At 68.7% G+C, this 19649-nt stretch carries 19 protein-coding genes; 7 read left to right on the top strand and 12 right to left on the bottom strand.

Annotated elements, in window-relative coordinates; translation table 11 throughout:
• From M0L44_RS05305 to M0L44_RS05260, 9 genes are read right to left on the bottom strand one after another with little or no spacing between them, the layout of a single operon-like run.
• Nucleotides 1-597 (bottom strand): AraC family transcriptional regulator, encoded by a 597-nt coding sequence (locus M0L44_RS05305; RefSeq protein ID WP_252768624.1) that lies wholly within the window; start codon nucleotides 595-597, stop codon nucleotides 1-3.
• Nucleotides 597-1748 (bottom strand): DUF3570 domain-containing protein, encoded by a 1152-nt coding sequence (locus tag M0L44_RS05300; protein WP_252768623.1) that lies wholly within the window; start codon nucleotides 1746-1748, stop codon nucleotides 597-599. The genes M0L44_RS05305 and M0L44_RS05300 overlap by 1 nt, the downstream gene beginning before the upstream one ends.
• Nucleotides 1735-1980 (bottom strand): DUF4266 domain-containing protein, encoded by a 246-nt coding sequence (locus tag M0L44_RS05295; protein ID WP_252768622.1) that lies wholly within the window; start codon nucleotides 1978-1980, stop codon nucleotides 1735-1737. The genes M0L44_RS05300 and M0L44_RS05295 overlap by 14 nt, the downstream gene beginning before the upstream one ends.
• A gap of 3 nt (nucleotides 1981-1983) precedes the next feature.
• The gene (locus M0L44_RS05290) at nucleotides 1984-2490 is read right to left on the bottom strand and encodes a peroxiredoxin family protein (RefSeq protein ID WP_151123926.1); all 507 of its coding nucleotides are present in this window, start codon (nucleotides 2488-2490) and stop codon (nucleotides 1984-1986) included.
• 3 nt (nucleotides 2491-2493) lie between these two features.
• Nucleotides 2494-3126: an outer membrane beta-barrel domain-containing protein gene (locus tag M0L44_RS05285; RefSeq protein WP_252768621.1), complete on the bottom strand. Its 633-nt coding sequence runs from the start codon at nucleotides 3124-3126 to the stop codon at nucleotides 2494-2496.
• A gap of 12 nt (nucleotides 3127-3138) precedes the next feature.
• Nucleotides 3139-3969, bottom strand: coding sequence for an SH3 domain-containing protein (locus M0L44_RS05280; protein ID WP_252768620.1), 831 nt, complete (start codon nucleotides 3967-3969; stop codon nucleotides 3139-3141).
• 5 nt (nucleotides 3970-3974) lie between these two features.
• Nucleotides 3975-4574, bottom strand: coding sequence for a hypothetical protein (locus tag M0L44_RS05275; protein ID WP_252768619.1), 600 nt, complete (start codon nucleotides 4572-4574; stop codon nucleotides 3975-3977).
• Nucleotides 4571-7570 (bottom strand): HzsA-related protein, encoded by a 3000-nt coding sequence (locus M0L44_RS22075; protein WP_290429038.1) that lies wholly within the window; start codon nucleotides 7568-7570, stop codon nucleotides 4571-4573. Before M0L44_RS22075 ends, M0L44_RS05275 begins: the two co-directional genes overlap by 4 nt.
• Entirely contained in the window at nucleotides 7567-8598 is a 1032-nt protein-coding gene (locus tag M0L44_RS05260) for an FAD:protein FMN transferase (RefSeq protein WP_252768618.1), read from the bottom strand. The genes M0L44_RS22075 and M0L44_RS05260 overlap by 4 nt, the downstream gene beginning before the upstream one ends.
• A 517-nt stretch (nucleotides 8599-9115) precedes the next feature.
• Between M0L44_RS05260 and alaS the strand changes: the two genes are divergently transcribed.
• Both alaS and M0L44_RS05250 read left to right on the top strand, forming a co-directional pair.
• The gene (gene alaS / locus M0L44_RS05255; protein WP_252768617.1) at nucleotides 9116-11755 is read left to right on the top strand and encodes an alanine--tRNA ligase; all 2640 of its coding nucleotides are present in this window, start codon (nucleotides 9116-9118) and stop codon (nucleotides 11753-11755) included.
• Nucleotides 11756-11847: 92 nt separating this feature from the next.
• Nucleotides 11848-12366, top strand: coding sequence for a DUF1993 domain-containing protein (locus tag M0L44_RS05250; RefSeq protein WP_252768616.1), 519 nt, complete (start codon nucleotides 11848-11850; stop codon nucleotides 12364-12366).
• A 12-nt stretch (nucleotides 12367-12378) separates the two neighbouring features.
• On the opposite strand, the gene M0L44_RS05245 is transcribed toward M0L44_RS05250, so the two are convergent.
• The gene (locus tag M0L44_RS05245; RefSeq protein ID WP_252768615.1) at nucleotides 12379-13659 is read right to left on the bottom strand and encodes an NAD(P)/FAD-dependent oxidoreductase; all 1281 of its coding nucleotides are present in this window, start codon (nucleotides 13657-13659) and stop codon (nucleotides 12379-12381) included.
• A 62-nt stretch (nucleotides 13660-13721) separates the two neighbouring features.
• Nucleotides 13722-14819 carry a mechanosensitive ion channel family protein gene (locus M0L44_RS05240; protein ID WP_252768614.1) on the bottom strand — a complete coding sequence of 366 codons (1098 nt, stop codon included), beginning with the start codon at nucleotides 14817-14819 and terminating at the stop codon, nucleotides 13722-13724.
• 171 nt (nucleotides 14820-14990) lie between these two features.
• Between M0L44_RS05240 and M0L44_RS05235 the strand changes: the two genes are divergently transcribed.
• Genes M0L44_RS05235 through dut form a run of 3 tightly spaced genes read left to right on the top strand, consistent with a single transcriptional unit; the run spans nucleotide 14991 to nucleotide 17460 of the window.
• Nucleotides 14991-15749, top strand: a complete 759-nt coding sequence (locus tag M0L44_RS05235; protein ID WP_252768613.1) for a YecA/YgfB family protein — start codon at nucleotides 14991-14993, stop codon at nucleotides 15747-15749.
• A 44-nt stretch (nucleotides 15750-15793) separates the two neighbouring features.
• The gene (coaBC, locus tag M0L44_RS05230) at nucleotides 15794-17014 is read left to right on the top strand and encodes a bifunctional phosphopantothenoylcysteine decarboxylase/phosphopantothenate--cysteine ligase CoaBC (RefSeq protein ID WP_252768612.1); all 1221 of its coding nucleotides are present in this window, start codon (nucleotides 15794-15796) and stop codon (nucleotides 17012-17014) included.
• A complete protein-coding gene (gene dut, locus M0L44_RS05225) occupies nucleotides 17011-17460 on the top strand; it encodes a dUTP diphosphatase (RefSeq protein ID WP_252768611.1) in 450 nt (149 codons plus the stop codon). Before coaBC ends, dut begins: the two co-directional genes overlap by 4 nt.
• 24 nt (nucleotides 17461-17484) lie before the next feature.
• Here dut and M0L44_RS05220 read toward each other — a convergent pair whose 3' ends face one another.
• Nucleotides 17485-18006: an FKBP-type peptidyl-prolyl cis-trans isomerase gene (locus M0L44_RS05220; RefSeq protein ID WP_252768610.1), complete on the bottom strand. Its 522-nt coding sequence runs from the start codon at nucleotides 18004-18006 to the stop codon at nucleotides 17485-17487.
• Nucleotides 18007-18045: 39 nt separating this feature from the next.
• On the opposite strand from M0L44_RS05220, the gene M0L44_RS05215 reads away from it, so the two are divergent.
• Nucleotides 18046-19173, top strand: a complete 1128-nt coding sequence (locus M0L44_RS05215; protein ID WP_252768609.1) for a JmjC domain-containing protein — start codon at nucleotides 18046-18048, stop codon at nucleotides 19171-19173.
• A 257-nt stretch (nucleotides 19174-19430) separates the two neighbouring features.
• On the top strand, nucleotides 19431-19622 hold the full coding sequence (locus M0L44_RS05210; protein ID WP_252768608.1) for a hypothetical protein: 192 nt from the start codon (nucleotides 19431-19433) through the stop codon (nucleotides 19620-19622).
• The last annotated feature ends 27 nt before the right edge of the window (nucleotides 19623-19649 follow it).

The following is a 19649-nucleotide window of genomic DNA, read 5'->3' as shown; positions in this document are numbered from 1 at the left end:
TCACGGCCAGACTTTGACGTCGAACTCGGGCTGCAGCTTGCCCAGGGCATCGCGCACCTTCAGCTCGATGTTGCGGGTCTCGCTGCCTTTGTCGAACTGCAGCGTGGTGCCGCGCTTGTAGTCGCGCTCATGCGGGCCCTGGCCGGTGAAGAAGGCGGTGATCTCGTGCGGGCCGCTGCGCAGGTTGCCGACGAACAGGCGCTGCACGCCGCCGCGGTGCAGGGCCTTGACCTCGGCCGGGGTGTAGAGGTGCTGGGCGACCAGCTTGTCGTCCACCTTGACCTGCACCGACTCCAGCATGAACAGCTTGCCCACGTCCATCGAGACGAAGACGTTGACCTGGGTGCTGGCCGGGTAGAGCAGCTCTTCCTCGAGCGCCAGCAGGTCGCGGTTGAGCGCAATGACCTCGCGCTTGAGGTCTTCGGCGCGGGCGTCGAGCGCGGCGTCGCTCGGCAGGGGGGCCGAGGCGCTGGCGGCCGGGGCCGGCGCGGCGGATGCGGCGGAGGCGGCATCGGCGGGCGGCGTCTGGGCCTGGGCGGACAGGCTCAGGCCCATGGCGAGCAGGGCGGTGCCCAGCAGGAGGTGGAGTCGTCGCATCAGAACTTCCCGGTGAGGAGCAGCTGCAGGTTCTGCCCGTTGAAGTGGTAGAGCTGCCCGGTGCGGATGTCGGTGAACTCGCTGTAGCGGAAGCTCAGCAGCTCGAGGTTGGCGCTCAGCTGCAGGCCGTAGCGCTGGGCGGTCTCGCCCGGCAGCGTGTAGCTGGCCTTGCCGGCCAACGCGTAGCTGTTGAAGGCACTGAGCTGGCGGTTGCGGGTGACGTAGAGGGTTTCGCTCTGGGCGTTGTCGCTGAAGAACAGGGCGGCTCCTTGGTGGTTCAGGCGCACGGCCACGTCGCCCAGCCAGTCCGGGCCGAAGTGCCGGGTGTAGCCCAGCTCGAGCGTGTGGGCCTGCACCGCCCAGGTGTCGCGGTAGTAGCGGTAGGAGGCCCGCACCGCGCTGCGGTCGCTGGCGCCTTCGTCGCTGATGTCGCCGATCACCCGCAACTGCAGCGCGCGGGCGGTGCGGGTGCGCGGCATGCGCTCGGGCACATAGGCGCCGAACACCCGTGCCACCCGGTAGGGGTTGCCCAGGTAGCCCTCGTCGGCGATGGCCTCGCCGTTGACCGAGGCGATCCAGCGCGGGCTGAGGATCTGGGTCAGGCCCAGGCGGTACTGCCAGTGGCGGGCGTGGTCGAAGTAGCCTGTTTCACCATGGCGGCCCACGTCGTCCTGGCCCAGCGTGAAGCCCAGGGCCACCGTGCTCATGCCGCCGAAGACGTCCTGCGAGACATCCAGGTTGGCGGCGCTGGCCACGTAGTCGGGCTCGGTGCTGCGCGAGACACCCAGGTGCATCAGCGTGTCCTGCTCGACATGGTCCACGCCCAGGCCCCATTCCACGCGGTTCTCGCGGAAGGGGCTGGCGGTGGTCACCACGTCGATCGAGGCGTTGCTGACCATGTCCACATAGACGCTGCCGGTCAGCGAGACCTTGTCGGCCACGTTCTTGCGCACCAGCAGGGCCGGGCCGTAGGCCTTGACGCCACCGCCGTTGTAGAGGTGGACGAGCGCTTCCTCGTGGTCCTGGGGCAGGTCCACCGCGCGGGCGGCCGGGGTGGCCAGCGCGGTCAGGCCCAGCAGCTTGAGCAGGGGGGCCAGCAGGCGCCAGGCGCTGCGGCCCCAGCGGGGCAGGCGATGCTCAGTTGCAGCCACAGCCACCTCCTTGCACGCCGGTGGCGCCGCGGGCGCCTTCGCGCACCGAGTAGACGTGGTCGCGCTGCTTGTCGGCCAGGACCTCGCGCGAGAACTGCATCATCGGGTCGGCCAGGCGCTCGCGCTCGTAGGGCTTGACCCAGGGCTCGGTGCTGCAGCCGCCGCAGAGGCCGGCCAGGGCCAGGCCCAGCAGCAGCAAGGCGCGCGGCGGGGAAGAGAAGGGCAGGGGCATGGCTCAGTCCTTCAGCAGCTCGCGGATCTGCTGTTCGTAGGTGGCGATGAAACCGTCGCGGTAGCCGCGGTGCAGGTAGCGCACGCGGCCGTCGCGGTCGATCAGCACGGTCGAGGGCATGGCGCTGAGGTCATAGGCCTTGCTGACCTGCTTGTCGCTGTCGAGCAGCACCGGGAAGGCCACGCCCAGCTTGTCGGCCATGGCGCCAGCGGCCTTGGGGTCGTCGTCCACGCTCACGCCCAACAGGGTGAAGCCGGCCGACTGGTACTTGCGGTAGAGCCGGTCGAGCTGGGGCATCTCTTCACGGCAAGGGCCGCACCAGCTGGCCCAGAAGTTCAGCAGTACGACCTGGCCACGCTGCTCCTTCAGGCGCAGGTTGGGGCCGTGCAGGGCGCGCAGGGTGAAATCCGGCGCGGTGCCGCCCGGGGCGGGTGTGGCCGCCTGAGCGGCGGTGAAGGACAGGAGACCCAGCGAGGACAGGACCAGGGCACGGCGCAACAACATGGGCATGGCTCAGAACAGGAAGGAGGCGCCGGCGGTCAGCTCGAGGTTGTGGGTGCTGTCGCGCTTGCCCAGCAGGTCCAGCGAGAAGACGTGGTCGCGCAGGTCCACCCGCAGCGCGAAGCTGTCGTTCCAGTACACCTTGGTGCCCAGGCCGAAGTTGAAGGTCTGCTGGCGCTGGCCGTTGAAGTGGGTGGTGCCGGCACCGGCGATCAGGTAGAGCTGCGAGGGCAGGGCATGGTCGCGACCCAGGAAGACCTCGCCGGGCAACACATTCACGCCCACCGACAGGTCGCTGTAGCTGAGCTTGTTCTCGCCCGGCGTGAAGACGCCGCCCGGCAGCACGCGCTTGAAGGCGTCGTCGCTCACCGTGGTGCGGCCGTAGGCGGCTTCGACGAAGAAGTCTTCGGTGATGTGGTAGCCCAGGCGTCCGCCCAGGGCGATGCTGCTGCCGAAGTTCTGCGTGGAATAGGGGCCGAAGAACAGACCCACCTCGAAATCGTTGGAAGGGAAGCGCGGCACCCGCACGTCGCGGCGGTCGATCTGCGGCTGCACGGGGGCTTCGCTGGCGGCGTCGGCCGCCTGGCTGACCAGGGGAGTGAGCAGGGGCGCGGCGAGCAGCAGGGGAAGGAGGGAGCGTCGCATGGTGAGGCGGGGTCAGAAGAAGAAGGAGAGGCCGGCGCTGTAGGCGCCGTAGTCGGAGGTCTTCTCGTCGGAGAGGAAGGCCGTGGTGAGTTCGTAGTCCAGCCGGGCGACGAAGCGCTCGCTGAGGTGGTACTTGACGCCCAGCGTGACCATGCCCAGGTTGGCGTCGGTGGTGTGGGCGTCGATCAGGCTCTTGTTGGGCACGTTGTGGAAGCGGCCGATGCCCACGCCGAAGAAGGGCGAGAGGCGCTGCTTGAACCAGGGCTCGGTCAGCAGGGCCACATGCCACAGGCTGGTGCCGGCATAGACGCCCTGCACCTGGCTGGAGGCCAGCTCCACGCTGAGCGTGTCGGACAGGCGGTAGCCGCCCCAGAGCTTGATGACCGGCTCGGAGTCGAAGCGGCCGAAGGTGGCGCCCATCTCGACGCGGCGGCGCAGGTAGTCGTCCAGCACCACCTCGCGGAAGGTCTTGCGGTCGCCCGAGGCGGTGAGCGTGCTGGCCAGCTGCTCGCGGCTGACCCAGCCGAGCTTGCCGTCCTCGGTGCGCACCTTGTACCAGTCGGTGTGGCGCAGCACGACGGTGATCCAGCCCTCGCGCTCGACCACATGGAACACCGGGTAGCCCCGGCCCGGGCCGGTGTGCAGCTCGACGAAGGGCGCGGTGACCTGCAGGCGCTCCAGCGCATCCAGGCCTTGGGGTTTGGGCGGGAACCAGCGGTCCAGGATGCCCGGGGCCGACGCCGTGTCGGCGGGGGGGGCGGTGGCGGCATCCTGCCCCCAGGCGGGCGCCACCAGCAACAGGGCCGGCAGCAGCGCGGCGGCAAGGGTGTGGGCGGTGCGCATGGGCTTCATTGGGTGTTGCAGCTGCCGGTGGCCGGGTCGGCCGGGGTGAACATGCTGTAGGTAGCGGTGCTGAACTCGTCCTGGCCTTCGGGGGCTGGGTGGTCGATCCAGTAGCGGATCAGCACGGCCACCGGGTCGTTCTCACTGGCCAGGATCTGGCCGCCGCCGTGCAGCACGCCCCGCACCAGCGGCTTGTTGAGCAAGCGGCTTTCGGCGGAGTTGCCTGGCACGCTGGCGCCCATGGCGGAGTAGAAGTTCTTGTAGATGTCGCTGGCGCGGATGGTGTCGGCCGAGGCGGAGAGGTCCACCACGCTGGCGGTCTCGATGATGCGCAGCGCACCGCCCGTGCCATTGGCATTGGAGTGGCAACCGCCTGCGGCGCAGGTGGCTGTGCCGCCGGACGGCGTGGCGATGGCCTGGACCAGCAGCGGCTCGATGCACTTCTGGTAGTAGGCGAAGGAGAGCTTTTCACCGCCGGTGCCCGCGGGGTTCTGCACATCCGAGGGATTGCCCAGCGGGTTGCCGCCGCCGCAGCCGCTCAGGCCCAGGGCCGCGCCCAGCGTCAGGCCGGCCAGCGCCAGAAGGAGAGGGTGTGACTTCATCATGGGGTGGGGCAGCCGGTGGCGATCCACTGGACGATGGTGGCGAAATCGGTGCTGCCGGCCGGCAGGACCGCGGTGGTCTGGCCGGTGGCGCCGCTGGGGTGGGGGCGGGTGGACGGCTTGCTCAGCAGGGTGTTGCTGGCAGGGTTGCAGGTGTCCGAGATCATCGTCAGCGTGACGTTGTAGTCGCCCTCCGGGTCGCCGGTCAGCACGAAGCGGTTGTCGATGAAGGACTTGCCTGCGCCGCTGCCCACGCCCATGTGGCAGTAGGTGGCGCAGGTGCTGTTCAAGATGGGCAGCACCTTGGCCTCGAAGCTCTCCTGGCTGAGCGTGCTGATCGTGCGCACGCCGGCGTTGGCATTGAAGGGGTCGTTGTAGTACTTGCCGCCCAGGTCCATCCACTCCGCCAGCAGGCGCTTCTCGGCCGCGTTGAGCATGGTGGCGTGGTTGACGCTGGTGGGCGTGGGATGGGTGGTCTGCGCGTCGGCCGAGGACATCAGCAACTGGCCGGCCAGGATCTCCATGAGTCGACTCTTGCGGGCCAGCCCCAGGGCATCACCCTCGCTGGCCCTGGTTTCCACCAGGGCAGGCTGACGCACCACCTCGGGCACGCCGTTCTTGAGCTGGGTCTTGGGCAGACCGGTGCTGGGGTCGATCACCGGGTCGCCGATCAGCAGCTCGTCATAGGAGGCCAGACGGCCGGAGCCGGCAACGGTGCCCAGCAGGTTCAGGCTGGCGCTGGCGTTGTGGCAACTGGTGCAGGTGTTGCTGCCCCGGTTGCGGGTCCACAGCGGCTGGATGTGGTCCGGGTAGTTGATGACGCCGTTGGTGGGCGCCGCCGTGGCCAGGTCCTGGCTGGGGTCGGCATTGCCGGTGTAGCGCAGGCTGATCGAGGGCCGGGCGGTCACGCCGGCCTGGGTGGTGTCGGCCCAGGCGTCCTGGTAGATCAGGTCGGAGACGAGCTTGAGCGCATTGGCATCCAGCCGGGTGCGGGTGGACGCCATGGTCTCGCCCGAGAGGTGGGCCGAGGCCAGGGCGCTGCGCAGCGCCGAGGGCATGGTGTCGACGATGCTGCCGCTGTTGAGCGAGGCGCCGCGGCGCGGGCTGTGGCAACCGTCGCAGGTGCGGCGCTCGCCCGGCCGGATCTGGATCCAGTTGGTGTGGGTCTGGAAGGCACGGCCTTCCGAATCGACCACGGCCAGCCCGATTGGGGTGTCGGCCGGCACCACCAGCTTGAAGGAGCCGTCGGGCTCGATCGGCGCATAGCCCAGGATCTGCTGCGGCTCGAAGTTGGTCTCGCCGATGGCCTCGCGCAGGTTCATCGTGTTGGCCGGCGGCGCGACCGCGCGCACCGCCCGCACGAAGCGGGCGGGCGAGCAGCCGTAGGCGCTGTCGGCCGGGTTCTTCATGCGGATCAGGTCGGCCACCTGGGCGCGGGTGTCCAGCGCGTCGGTGGGGGTGGTCTTGGCGATGGCGGTGGTGCAGCTGCCCTTCAGGTCGGCAGTGCCCAGCACCGCGTCGCCCATGCGGCCCAGGCCGTCGGTGTCGTAGACGCTGCGCACCTCCAGCAGCCCCAGGCCCTGGGCCGCCAGATCGGCGTCCACGTTGGTGGCCTCCACCGTGTGCGGCTCGGTGCGCGCCTGCAGGGCCACCGGGTCGATGTACATGAAGCCCGCGGGCGGGGCGGCCACCACCAGCCAGGTCTGCTGGGCCGGGTCGAACATGTAGATGGCGTAGTGCGGCGGCACGTTGTCCTGCACCGTGTCGGTCGCGATCTCGGCCTCGGTGCGATCGGTGGACTCCAGCCGGGCGATCTCATCGCTCGTGAGGTTGGCGCAGGGCACCACCTCGCCGCTGCGGGTCACCTCGCAGGGCTTGTAGGCCACCAGCAGCCGGTTGGTGCCGTCCCACAGCGGGTAGGGTGTGGTCACGCGGCCGTAGCGCGAGAAGCCGCGGTCCATGTTGAGTTCCTGCGCGGTCAGCTGCTGCTGTCCGCCGGTGGTGGGCACCGTGGAATTGGCCGGCGTGTTCTGCTCGGAGTAGTTGGCCGCGTCGATCAACAGCAGCGCACCACCTTCCTTCGAGCGCTGCAGGGGCATGGCATCGGTGGACAGGTAGCCGGCGTATTTGCCGGACGGGTCCATGTCGCGCGGATGCAGGTAGGTGTTGCCCTCGCTGTGGGCGCCGTAGAGCACGAACATGTCCGTGCCGTCGGGCTTCATGCGGAAGATCTTGAAGTGGTTGCGGTCGCCCACATGGTCCCAGCGCGAGAACATGATGTCGCCGTTGGGACGGATCACCGGGCTGCGGTCGTGGCTCTGGTTGAAGGAGATCTGGGTGATCGATTCGCCATCGGCATCCATGGTGTGCAGGTTGAACACGCGCTGGCGCTCGTACTCGTCCAGCGCGTAATAGCTGCGCCCCAGGGCCTGGTCCAGATGGGACTTGGTCTGGCGGTTGGACGTGAAGACGAAGCCGCGGTGACCCGGCAGGTAGACCGGGTCCACGTCGTCGTCGGTGGTGGAGGCGGTCAGCCGGCGGAAGCTGCCGCCGGTGAGCCCGCCGCTGCTCATGTCGTATTCCCAGAGGTTCCAGCGGCCGGTACAGGCGGCCGCGCCGTTGATCTTGGCCGTGTTGCTGCTGGGGCAGCGCATGGCGAACACCACCTTCTTGGCGTCGTAGGACACCTCGGGGCCGGACACATCACCCTTGCCCTGGGTGAACTGCTGGGTCAGGTTGTGCTCGGGGGCGCTGGGCGAGGACTTCTCGCGCAGCATCAGGTCCCCTCCGGGGGCGAAGGGGGCGCCGTCGGTCGGGTTGAGGTTCAGGGTGTCGGCACGCTTCACGTAGACCAGCGGCACATCGCCGGCCACCGTGGCGGTGCCGCCGCCGCTGGTGCTGCCGGAACAGCCGGCCAGGCCGGCCAGCAGGCCCAGTGCCGCCAGCAGACCGGCGGCGAGCGGGCGCCGGCCCGGGTTGGGAAGAAGGGTGTGCTTCATGGTGTGTGGTCTCCCCGGGATGGGGCGGCGACTGCCGCAGCCCCCTCGGCCAGCGGTTGGGCCAGGCCCTGGCTGACATGCATGGCGCCCTCGGCGTCGATCACGACGGCATCGACGTCGGGCAAGGTGTGGATCAGGGCCAGGCCCCGTGCCGGGCCCAGCACGAAGACCATCTTGGACAGGGCTTCGCACGTCAGGCCATCGGGGGCCAGGATGGTCACGCTGCGCACGCCGCGGGCGGATTCGCCCGTGCGCGGGTCCAGCAGGTGGTGGTGCCGCACGCCGTCGCGCTCGAAGAAGCGCTCGTAGTCGCCGGAGGTCGAGATCGACACGTCCTCCAGCGGCAGCACGGCCACCACGCCGCCCTCGCGGCGCGGATCGCGGATGGCCACGCTCCACGGTCGGCCACGCCGGTCGCCCAGCACATGGCTGTCGCCACCGGCCGAGACCATGGCATGGCGGATGCCCTGGGCCCGCAGCAGGGCCATGGCGTTGTCCACCGCATGGCCCTTGGCAAAGCCGCCCAGGTCGATGCGCATGCCCGGCCGGGCAAAGCGCAAGGTGCCCGCGGCGCGGTCCAGCAGCAGGCCGCGCCAGCCGATGGCCGCGCGGGCCTGGGCCAGGGTGGCCGCGTCCGGCGCCTGGCCGGTGCGGTAGTCGTAGTGCTGGCCCACCGCGGCAAAGCTGATGTCGAAGGCCCCCTCGGACAGGGCCGAGAAGGTCAGGGCCCGGTCGATCAGCCGGGCCATTTCCGGGCTCAGCGGCACCGGGTGCAACGCTGCCTCCCGGTTGATGCGGGAAAGCTCGGAGTCCGCCCGGTGCGGGCTCATGCAGCGGTCGATCCGGTGCATTTCGTCCATCACCAGTCCCAGGGCCTGCTCCGCCTGGGCCGGGCTGTCGGCCCAAAGCTCGGCGGTGATGGCCGTGCCCATGATCGCCTCTTCGCGACGGAACCAAGCCGGTCCGGCGGGTGTCGCAGGAGCCGGTGTGCGCCGAAAGGCCGCGGGCAGCCAGGCGAGCAGGGTCACGGGTTCACCCGGCAGGCAGGCGGCGGGTGGATACAGGCTGCCCGGGGGCGCCCGAGTCGCGTGGCATCGGTCGCGCGGAACTGGCGCGACTGGTGTGTGCGGCCCATGTGGCCCCTCCGAACGGCGTCGGCCCGGGGTGTGACCGGGGCCCGACAGTACTGCTGGTGGTGAACGCTGGGGTCCACCGCGTGGTGTCCCGCCTATCTCCTGGCAGGTGTCCGCCAATGTAAGGAAAGGCAGTGCTGGCCGCGGGGATGCTCGTAACAAGATGTGCCGCCGCCGTCCCTGGTGCCCCTGTGGTTTTCACAGGCGGACGCCGCGGTGCGATGTCGGGCGCTTGTTACAAATTGGGGTGGATGCGACACAGGGCGGCAGGGCTGCTGCCCAAAGGGCGCGGCGGCGGGCCCTGCCAGGGGCGGAACCTATAATGAAAGGTTCTATTCCATCCCCTCGGATGCACGGTCCTGTGAGGCCGCATGCACCCAGTCGGAGGGGGCCACTTTCTCGAAAGTTCCGGATGAAAGCCGCCGAGATCCGCCAGACCTACCTGAAGTTCTTCGAGAGCAAGGGTCACACCATCGTGTCGTCCAGCCCGGTGGTGCCGGGCGACGACCCCACGCTGCTGTTCACCAATGCCGGGATGAACCAGTTCAAGGACGTGTTCCTGGGCTTCGACAAGCGGCCCTACAGCCGGGCGACCACGGCGCAGAAGTGCATCCGCGCCGGCGGCAAGCACAACGACCTGGACAACGTCGGCTACACCGCGCGTCACCACACCTTCTTCGAGATGCTGGGCAACTTCTCGTTCGGTGACTACTTCAAGCACGACGCCATCAGCTATGCCTGGGAGCTGCTGACCCAGCACTTCAAGCTGCCGGCCGACAAGCTGTGGGTGACCGTCTATTCCGAGGACGACGAGGCCTACGAGATCTGGAACAAGGTGGTGGGCGTGCCCGCCGAGCGCATCGTGCGCATCGGTGACAACAAGGGCGGCCGCTACATGTCCGACAACTTCTGGATGATGGGCGACACCGGCCCCTGCGGCCCCTGCACCGAGATCTTCTTCGACCACGGTCCGGACGTGGCCGGCGGCCCTCCGGGCAGTCCCGATGAAGACGGCGACCGCTACATCGAGATCTGGAACAACGTGTTCATGCAGTTCAATCGCACCGAAGACGGTGTGATGCACAGGCTGCCCAAGCCCTCGGTGGACACCGGCATGGGCCTGGAGCGCATTGCCGCGGTGCTGCAGCATGTGCATTCGAACTACGAGATCGACCTCTTCGTCGCGCTGATCGCCGCGTCCAAGGCCGCAGTCGAGAGCGCTGGCGGCGTCGACATCGACCCGGCTTCGCCCAGCCTGAAGGTCATCGCCGACCACATCCGCGCCTGCTCGTTCACCATCGTCGATGGCGTGATCCCCGGCAACGAAGGCCGCGGCTATGTGCTGCGCCGCATCGCCCGCCGCGCCATCCGCCATGGCTACAAGCTGGGCGCACGCACCCCGTTCTTCCACAAGATCGTGGCCGAACTGGTGAACCAGATGGGCGAGGCCTATCCGGAGCTGCGCCAGGCCCAGGCCCGTGTGACCGAGGTGATCCAGCAGGAAGAAGAACGCTTCTTCCAGACCATCGAACGCGGCATGGAGATCCTGGAAGGCGCCCTGGCAGCGATGGAAGCTGCGGGCGCCAAGCAGCTGGACGGCGAGACCGCTTTCAAGCTGCACGACACCTTCGGCTTCCCGGTGGACCTGACCGCCGACGTCTGCCGCGAGCGTGGCGTGACGGTGGACCAGGCCGGCTTCGACGCCGCCATGGCCCGCCAGCGCGAGCAGGCACGCGCCGCTGGCAAGTTCAAGATGGCTGCTGGCCTGGAATACAGCGGCGTGCCCACCGCCTTCCATGGCTACGAGCACCTGGTCTGCGAAACCTCCAAGGTGGTGGCCGTCTATGTGGAAGGCACCTCGGTGCCCGAAGCCCAGGCCGGTGACGACGCCGTCATCGTGCTGGACCACACCCCCTTCTATGCCGAGTCCGGCGGCCAGGTGGGCGATGCGGGCGAGCTGCGCAACGGCAGCACGCGCGTGCTGGTCGAGGACACGATGAAGATCCAGGCCGACGTGTTCGGCCACCATGGCCGCGTCGTCGAGGGCGTGGTCAAGGTGGGCGATGCCTTCGTCGCCAAGGTGGACGCCGAGCGCCGCGCCAAGACCGTGCGCAACCACAGCGCCACCCACCTGATGCACAAGGCCCTGCGCGAGGTGCTGGGCGCCCATGTGCAGCAGAAGGGCTCGCTGGTGACACCCGAGCGCACCCGCTTCGACTTCGCCCACACCGCGCCGATGACGGCCGAGCAGATCCGCAAGGTCGAGACCCTCGTCAACGCCGAGATCCTGGCCAACGCCCAGGCCAAGGCCGAGGTGATGGGCATCGACGACGCCCAGAAGAGCGGCGCGATGATGCTGTTCGGCGAGAAGTACGGCGACACCGTGCGGGTGCTGAGCATCGGCAGCTCCAAGGAGCTGTGCGGCGGCACGCACGTCAAGGCGACCGGTGACATCGGCCTGTTCAAGGTGGTGGCCGAAAGCGGCGTGGCCGCCGGCATCCGCCGCATCGAGGCGGTGACTGGCGACAACGCGCTGGCCTATCTGCAGGGCCTGGAGAGCACCGTGGGCCAGGTGGCCAGCACGCTCAAGGCCGCGCCCAGCGAGCTGGAGCACCGCGTGAGCGCCGTGCTGGAGCAGGTGCGCACGCTGGAGAAGGAAGTGGCCGCGCTCAAGGGCAAGCTGGCTTCCGCCCAGGGTGACGAGCTGCTGTCGCAGGCAGTGGACGTCAAGGGCCTGAAGGTGCTGGCCGCGACGCTGGAAGGTGCCGACGCCAAGACCCTGCGCGAGACCATGGACAAGCTCAAGGACAAGCTCAAGACCGCGGCCATCGTGCTGGCGGCGGTGGACGGCGGCAAGGTGCAGCTGGCCGCGGGCGTCACGTCCGACAGCACGGGCAAGGTCAAGGCCGGCGAGCTGGTCAACTTCGTGGCCCAGCAGGTGGGCGGCAAGGGTGGCGGCAAGCCCGACATGGCCATGGCCGGCGGCACCGACGCTGCGGCCCTGCCGGCGGCGCTGGCCTCGGTGCAGGCCTGGGTGGCCGAACGCGTCTGAGCACGTCCGGGGGCGCAAGCCCCTGCGCCGGGCAGTCCTTGTGGGGGCGGCGTAGCATGCCGCCCGCCAACCACAACCTCCCGGAGACCGAGATGTCGATCACCCTGGGCGCCACCGCGCTGCCCGTCTTCACCACCGCGCTGACCAACCTGGGCCATCTGCTGGACAAGGCCCAGGCCAACGCGGAGGCCCGCAAGTTCAACCCAGATGTGTTCTGCGGCTTGCGCTTTGCGCCGGACATGCTGCCGTTCACGGCCCAGATCCGCATTGCCTGTGACGCCGCCAAGAACGGTACCGCCCGTCTTGCCGGCATTGAGGCGCCGAAGTTCGAGGACAACGAAACCACCTTCGCCGAGTTGCGCGAACGGGTGGCCAAGACCTTGGCCTGGCTCGCCACGGTGCAGCCTTCGCAGATCGATGGCCGTGAGGCCGCCGAGATCACCTTCCCGGTGGGCCGCGAGGCCACCCGCACCATGAGCGGCCAGGCCTACCTGCTGCACTGGGCCATCCCCAACCTGTTCTTCCACGTCACGACGGCCTACGACCTGCTGCGCCAGGCCGGCGTGCCGCTGGGCAAGGCCGACTACCTGGCCGGGCCCAACGCGGGCTGAGTCGGGGCTGGCTCAGTGCAGCTTGAGGCGGCCGGAGACGCGCCGCTGCAGCAGCCGCACCAGGGCCAGCACCATGGTGTCGATGGTGCCGATGATGGCGCGGTGGTGGTTCAGGTGCAGGGACATGTACATCCACTTCGCGATCAGCCCCTCGACGAAGAAGTTGCGGCCCGAGAGCCCGCCCATCAGGTTGCCCACGCCCTTGTTGTCGCCCAGCGAGACCAGTGAGCCGAAGTCGCGGTACTGGAAGGGCATGCTCACCGGGCGTTCCTTCAGCAGGCCCAGCAACACCTGCTTCAGGTAGCTGGCCTGCTGGTGGGCCGCCTGGGCGCGGGCCGGCACCAGGCGGCCGCTTTCCCATTCGCAGGCGGCGCAATCGCCCATGGCGTAGATGCCCTCGGCCGAGGTGCGCAACTGTGCATCCACCACGAACTGGTGGGAGCGGTTGGTGGTCAGCCCCAGGCGTTCGTTGCTGTCGGCGGCCTTGATGCCGGCCGCCCAGACGATCAGGTCGGCCGGGATGCGGCCCTTGTCGGTCGCCAGCGCATCGGCCTCGATGGCCTGCACGCGGGTGCCGGTCAGCACCTTGACCTGCTTGCGCTGCAGCGCCACCTGGGCCTGGTGGGAGATCTTCTCGGGCAGGCCCGCCAGGATGCGCGGCGCGGCCTCGACGATGGTGATGTCCAGGCGGAAGCGCTGCTCCTTGCTCAGCCCCTCGGTCAGCTCCTGGTGGGCCTCGATCAGCTCGGCGGAGAGCTCCACCCCGGTGGCGCCGGCGCCGACGATGGCCAGCGACAGCAGCTTGTCCTCGGAAAAGGCCGTCCGCACGAAGGCGGTGAGCAGTCGCTGGTGGAAGCGCTCGGCATCCAGCGTCTGCTCTAGCACGTAGGCGTGTTCGGCCCCCGGGGTGCCGAAGAAGTTCGATCCGCTGCCGATGGCCAGCACCAGCCAGCGGTAACTGATGTGCCGTTCTGGCACCAGCACCTGTCCCTGAATGTCCAGTACTGGCGCCAGGGTGATCTGGCGCTTCTGGCTGTCCAGGCCGCCCAGTTCGCCCAGCGTGAAGCTGAAGTGGTTGCGCCGCGCCAGGGTGGTGTAGGACAGGCCCTCCTGATGAGCATCGAGCGTGCCGGCGGCCACCTCGTGCAGGGTGGGCTTCCAGATGTGGAAGGACGCGCGGTCGATCAGCAGGACCTTTTCCTGGCCACTTTGGGGGCCCAGGGACCGACCCAGCGAGGCGGCCAGTTCCAGGCCGCCGGCGCCGCCGCCGACGATGACGATGTCGTAGTGCATGGTGTGGGTGGGGAGTGCCGGACGAGGGACTGCAAGTCTCGCACCATGTTGGGTCGGGTGGGTCAGGGGCCGGCTGAGGCGGGCGGCGCCATCGTCCGGTCCAGGCCTTGTGTGCGCCATTGCGGAAGGTATTCGGGGTACTGGCGCTGGATGAAGTCGATCAGGGCTTCGCGGACGGCGCAGCGCAGGTCCCAGGCCGCTGACGAATTGGCGGCCGAGACCAGGGCGCGCAGTTGTACGGCCCGCTCGCCCGCCTCCGTCACCTGCAGCAGGGCGAGCCGTCCGTCCCAGTGGGGCGAGGCCTGGCAGGCCTGCTGCAGCGCCTGTCGCAGGGGCTCCAGGGGCATGCGGTAGTCCACCCACAGGAAGACCGTGCCGATCAGCTCGGCGCTTTCCCGGGTCCAGTTCTGGAAGGGATGCTCGATCCACCACTGCAGCGGCACGATCAGCCGGCGCTGGTCCCAGATGCGCACGACCACGTAGGCGCTGTTGATCTCCTCGATCATGCCCCATTCGCCTTCGACGATGACCACGTCGTCCAGCCGGATCGGCTGGGTCAACCCGATCTGCAGGCCGGCGATCAGGTTGCCCAGCACCGGGCGCGCGGCAAAGCCGGCCACGATGCCGACCACGCCGGCCGAGGCCAGCAGGCTGGTGCCCACCTGACGCACGGTGGGAAAGGTCATCAGGGCCAGCGCGGTGCCCACCAGGATCACCAGACCAACCCCCGTGCGCGAGAGCACGCGGGTCTGGGTGTAGAGGCGGCGAGCCTCCAGGTTGTCGGTCTCCCGGATCGGCAGGCGGGCCAGGTAGGCGCCGCTGACGCGGTGGATGCCCCGCGCGATCAGCCAGGTGGCGCAGCCGACCATGGCCAGGGCGGTGATGCGCCGCAGGCCTTCCACGCCATGGAGATCGTCGGGCGCGCCGTGCCACACGACGTTCAAGGCCACCAAGGGCACGAGCCAGCGTGCGGGCAGCAGGGCGCTTTGGACGATGGCCTCGGCCGGATGGCGTCCACGTGTGGTGCGGGTCAGCAGGCGGCCACCGAGGCGGTAGGCGACGGCGGCGGCGATGAGGGCCAGCAGCGCGGCACCGAGCAGGGCGAGCCACTCGGCCACGGGGTCGGGCAGATTGTGGAACCAGGTGAACAGCGGCTGCATCGTGATGGCACCCCATGGTTTGGATAAAATGTTTGCACAAATATAACAAGCCTCCCGCTGCGCACCCCGATGGGCTCCTTCACCCTGCAGGCGGGCGGCTCGCCTGCCACGTTGGGACGTGCGACACTGCCGGGTCCCGAATTCCTGGAGAGACCGATGGCGGCGCCCCGCATGAGCACCGAACAAGAGATCGAGGCACTGGATGCGCTGTGCCAGCGCATGGCTGGCTTCGAAGAAGGCGTGTCGCTCGAGTGGCTCGATGGCTACATGACCGCCCTGATGGCCGGCCCGCGCCGACTCTTGCTGGACGAGTGGCTGCCGGTGATGGCCGAAGGCGTGTTCGAGCGGGCCTTTGCCGACCCGGCCGATGCCCAGGCGGCGCGCGAGGTCATCCAGGCCCGCTGGGATGTGCTGGCGAACCAGCTGGACCCTGAGGAGATCCTGGACGACGCCGATGTGCTGCGCCTGGCGCCCTTGATGATCGAGCTGACCGAAGAGGACAAGCAGCGCCTGGTCGAGGAAGGTCATGTGAAGGCCGATGAGCTGCACATGCTGGAGCAGACCGGCGAGGTCTGGGCCCTGGGCTTCGTCGATGCCACGCGCGACTTCCCGCAGGACTGGCCGGAGCCGGACGCCGAGACCGAGGAGGGGCAGCTCTTCGAGGAATGCATGACCCGGGTGGTCACGCTGACCATGACGCCCGAGGAGATCAAGGAAGTCTGCGACGAGCTCTACGAAGGCGAGGAACTCACCCGCGACGAGCTGATCCACGAGGCGCTGTATGCGGCGCAGGACATGCGCCTGTACTGGCTGGACCATGCCCCGAAGCCGCCGCAGCGCCGGGTGGGTGATCTGCCCGGCCGCAACGACCCGTGCCCCTGCGGCAGCGGCAAGAAGTTCAAGAAGTGCCACGGCGCGCAGATGCAATGAAGGCTGGCAATGAAGGCAGCCGTGCGCGGCGGGGACGTTGAGCGATGAGTGAGCGACAGGATCTGGCGGGCCGGCACATCGTGCTGGGCCTGTCCGGTGGCGTGGCCTGCTACAAGGCCGCCGAGCTGACCCGTGAGCTGGTGAAGGCTGGGGCCTCGGTGCAGGTGGTGATGACCGAAGGCGCTGAAGCCTTCATCACCCCGGTGACCATGCAGGCCCTGTCGGGCCGGCCGGTCTACACCAGCCAGTGGGATGCGCGCCCGGGCAACAACATGGCGCACATCAATCTCTCGCGCGAGGCCGACGCCATCCTGATCGCCCCGGCCAGCGCGGACTTCATCGCGCGCCTGGTGCAAGGACGGGCCGACGAGCTGCTCTCGCTGCTGTGCCTGGCGCGGCCCATCGAGCGGGTGCCGCTGCTGGTGGCGCCGGCGATGAACCGCGAGATGTGGGCCCATCCGGCCACGCAGCGCAATGTGGCGCAGCTGCGGGCCGATGGCGCCACCGTGCTGGGCCCGGCCGCGGGCGACCAGGCCTGCGGCGAGGTGGGCGATGGCCGCATGCTGGAGCCGGCCGAGCTGCGCGACGAGCTGATCGCCTTCTTCCAGCCCAAGCTGCTGGCTGGACGCAAGCTGCTGATCACCGCCGGCCCCACCTTCGAAGCCATCGACCCGGTGCGCGGCATCACCAACCACTCCAGTGGCAAGATGGGCTTTGCCATCGCCCGTGCGGCGCAGGAGGCCGGGGCCGAGGTGACCCTGGTGGCCGGCCCGGTGCACCTGCCCACGCCGCGGCATGTACGGCGCATCGACGTGCAGAGCGCCCAGCAGATGCACGACGCGGTGCTGCCCGCCGCGGCGCAGCATGAGGTCTTCATCGCCACCGCGGCGGTGGCCGATTGGCGGCCCGCGCAGATGAACGCCCACAAGATCAAGAAGGACGGCAAGAAGGTGGCGCCCACCTTCGAGCTGACCGAGAACCCGGACATCCTGGCCGCGGTGGCGGCGCTGCCGCAGGCGCCGTACTGCGTGGGCTTTGCCGCCGAGAGCGAACACCTGCTGCAGCATGCCCGCGAGAAGCTGCTGCGCAAGAAGGTGCCGCTGATCGTGGGCAACCTCGGCCCGGCCACCTTTGGTCGTGACGACAACACCCTGGTGTTGGTGGACGCCGACGGCCACCGTGAGCTGCCCACCGCTGACAAACTGAGCCTGGCCCGCGCCCTGGTGCGCGAGCTGGCCGAACGACTGAAGACCTCCGCCGAATGACGACGATCGACGTGAAAGTGCTGGACCCGCGCATGGCGGACCAGCTGCCCGCCTATGCCACACCCGGCAGCGCCGGCCTGGATTTGCGGGCCTGCCTGGACCAGCCGCTGGAACTGGCGCCCGGCCAATCTGCGCTGATTCCCACCGGCCTGGCCGTGCACATCGGTGACCCGGGCTTGGCCGCCATGCTGCTGCCGCGCTCGGGCCTGGGCCACAAGCACGGCATCGTGCTGGGCAATCTGGTGGGACTGATCGACTCCGACTACCAGGGCCCGCTGATGGTGAGCTGCTGGAACCGGGGCAGCACCGCCTTCACGGTGCAACCCATGGAGCGCATCGCCCAGATGGTGATCGTGCCGGTGGTGCAGGCGGCTTTCCGCCGCGTGGAGTCTTTCGAAGCCAGCGACCGCGGGACCGGCGGCTTCGGCTCGACCGGCCGGGACTGAGCCCGACCAGCGCACTGCGCTGGGTCAGTGCAGGGGCTCGCCGGGCGGCGAGCCGCTCACCACGGCAAAGGGCGACTCGCCCACCGAGGCGGCGCCAATCTCTTCGGTGCTGGCCGCTCGCACATCCAGCACCTTCAGCGCAATGCGCAGGGCGATGCCGGCCAGCGGATGGTTGGCGTCGAGCACGACGTGCTCGGGGTAGACCTCGGTGACGGTGTAGATCAGGTCCTCGGGCATGTCGGGGGTGACGGCGCCCTCGGGCAGGCCTTCGAAGCGCATGCCTGGCTCCACCCCCTCAGGGAAGAGCGCACGGGCTTCGTAGCAAAGCAGGTCCGCGTCATAGTCGCCGAAGGCATGCTCCGGTTCCAGATGCAACTCGGCCTCGAAGCCGACGGCCTGGCCCGCCAGAGCCTCCTCGACCTTGGGCAGCAGGTCGTCGCCACCGTAGAAGAACTCCACGGGTTCGTTCAGCTCGTCGATGAGCTGCCCCTGGCCGTCCGAAAGTCGCCAGGTCAGCGTCACCACACAGGGGGAAGTGATGTCCATCAGGGGATGATCGCACAAGGCCGGCCACAATCCGGCCCCATGACCGTGAACCCTCTGCAGAAACTCCCCTTGCTGGGCGGCATGTCGCCGGCCCAGTTCATGCGCCGCCATTGGCAAAAAAAACCCTGCCTGATTCGGCAGGCCGTGCCTGGTGTGGTGCCGCCGGTGACGCGCCCCGAGCTGCTGGCGCTGGCCGCGCGCGATGATGTCGAATCGCGCCTGGTCCAGCAGGCCAAGGGGGGTTGGCAACTGCGCCACGGCCCCTTCGAGCGGCGTCAGGTGCCGCCGTTCAGCCGCCCGGGCTGGACCTTGCTGGTGCAGGGGCTGGATCTGCACGTGCAGGCTGCAAACGAGCTGCTCAGCCAGTTTCGCTTCGTGCCCGAAGCCCGCCTGGATGATCTGATGATCAGTTACGCCAGTGATGGCGGTGGCGTGGGCCCGCACACCGATTCCTACGACGTTTTCCTGCTGCAGGTGTCCGGCCAGCGCCGCTGGCGGGTGGGGCCGGTCAAGGATGCCACCCTGGTGGAGGGCGTGCCGGTCAAGCTGCTGGCCAACTTCCAGCCCACCGAGGAATGGGTGTTGGAGCCGGGCGACATGCTCTACCTGCCACCGCGCTGGGGGCATGACGGCATCGCCGTGGGCAACGATTGCATGACCTGCTCGGTCGGCTTCCGCACGCCCACTCCGACCGAGACCGCCCGAGACGTGCTGCAGCGCATGATCGACGCCCTGGAAGCGCCGGACCAGGAACCTCACTACCGCGACCCGGCCCAGTCGGCCACCGACACCCCGGGCCTGATTCCCACGGCATTGCAGGAATTTGCGCAAAAAGCAGTGATTGCCGCGCTCAACGATGCCCACAGCCTGGCCTGCGCACTGGGCGAGTCGCTGACCGAACCCAAGGCCATCGTCTGGTTCGAGGGCGGTGAACCCCTGAAGAACGGGCAGGGCCTCAGCCTGGACCGCCGCACCCGTATGATGTACGACGAGCGGCACGTGTTCATCAACGGAGAATCCTTCCGCGCCGGTGGGCGAGATGCCCGTCTGATGCGTCAGCTGGCGGACCAGCGGGTGTTGGGCGCGCGTGAAGTGGCCCAGCTCAGCACGGATGCCCGTGAATTGGTGGCGGATTGGGCGGAGGCCGGCTGGCTCCACGGTGTCTGACCGGGATATGACGTTGGCAGGGCATGATGCGCGATGGCAACGTTTCGGCGCAGCCGCACTGACAGCTCCCCCATGTTGTACCGGGAACTTTCCCTGAGTCTGCGTATAATGTCAGTCTGGGCTCAGAAAACGGTTCTCGGAGCGAACGACCGCCCTTTGAACATTTCTGGACCTCGCGAGGAGGAGGCGCGCACGAACAGCGAGCTTCCAGAATGACCGGTATTTTTTGTTCGACTCTTTTCGATTCGAGGATATTCATGAACAAGTCGCTCCTGCTGGCTTCCCTGATCGCTGCTGCTGCCCTGACCGCTTGCGGCAAGAAGGAAGAGGCTCCCGCTCCGATGGACGCCGCTCCCTCGGCCGCCGCTACCGCTTCGGAAGTTGCTCCCGCCGCTTCGGAAGCCGCTTCGGAAGTTGCCGCTCCCGCTTCGGAAGCCGCTTCGAACTAAGCAGATTCCCGCGTTGCTGCGCTGCAG

The sequence above is a fragment of the Ideonella oryzae genome (genome assembly GCF_024055665.1).
GTDB lineage: Bacteria > Pseudomonadota > Gammaproteobacteria > Burkholderiales > Burkholderiaceae_C > Ideonella > Ideonella oryzae.
Note: the sequence above shows the minus strand (reverse complement) of the source record. Positions and strands in the feature narration are given on the sequence as shown.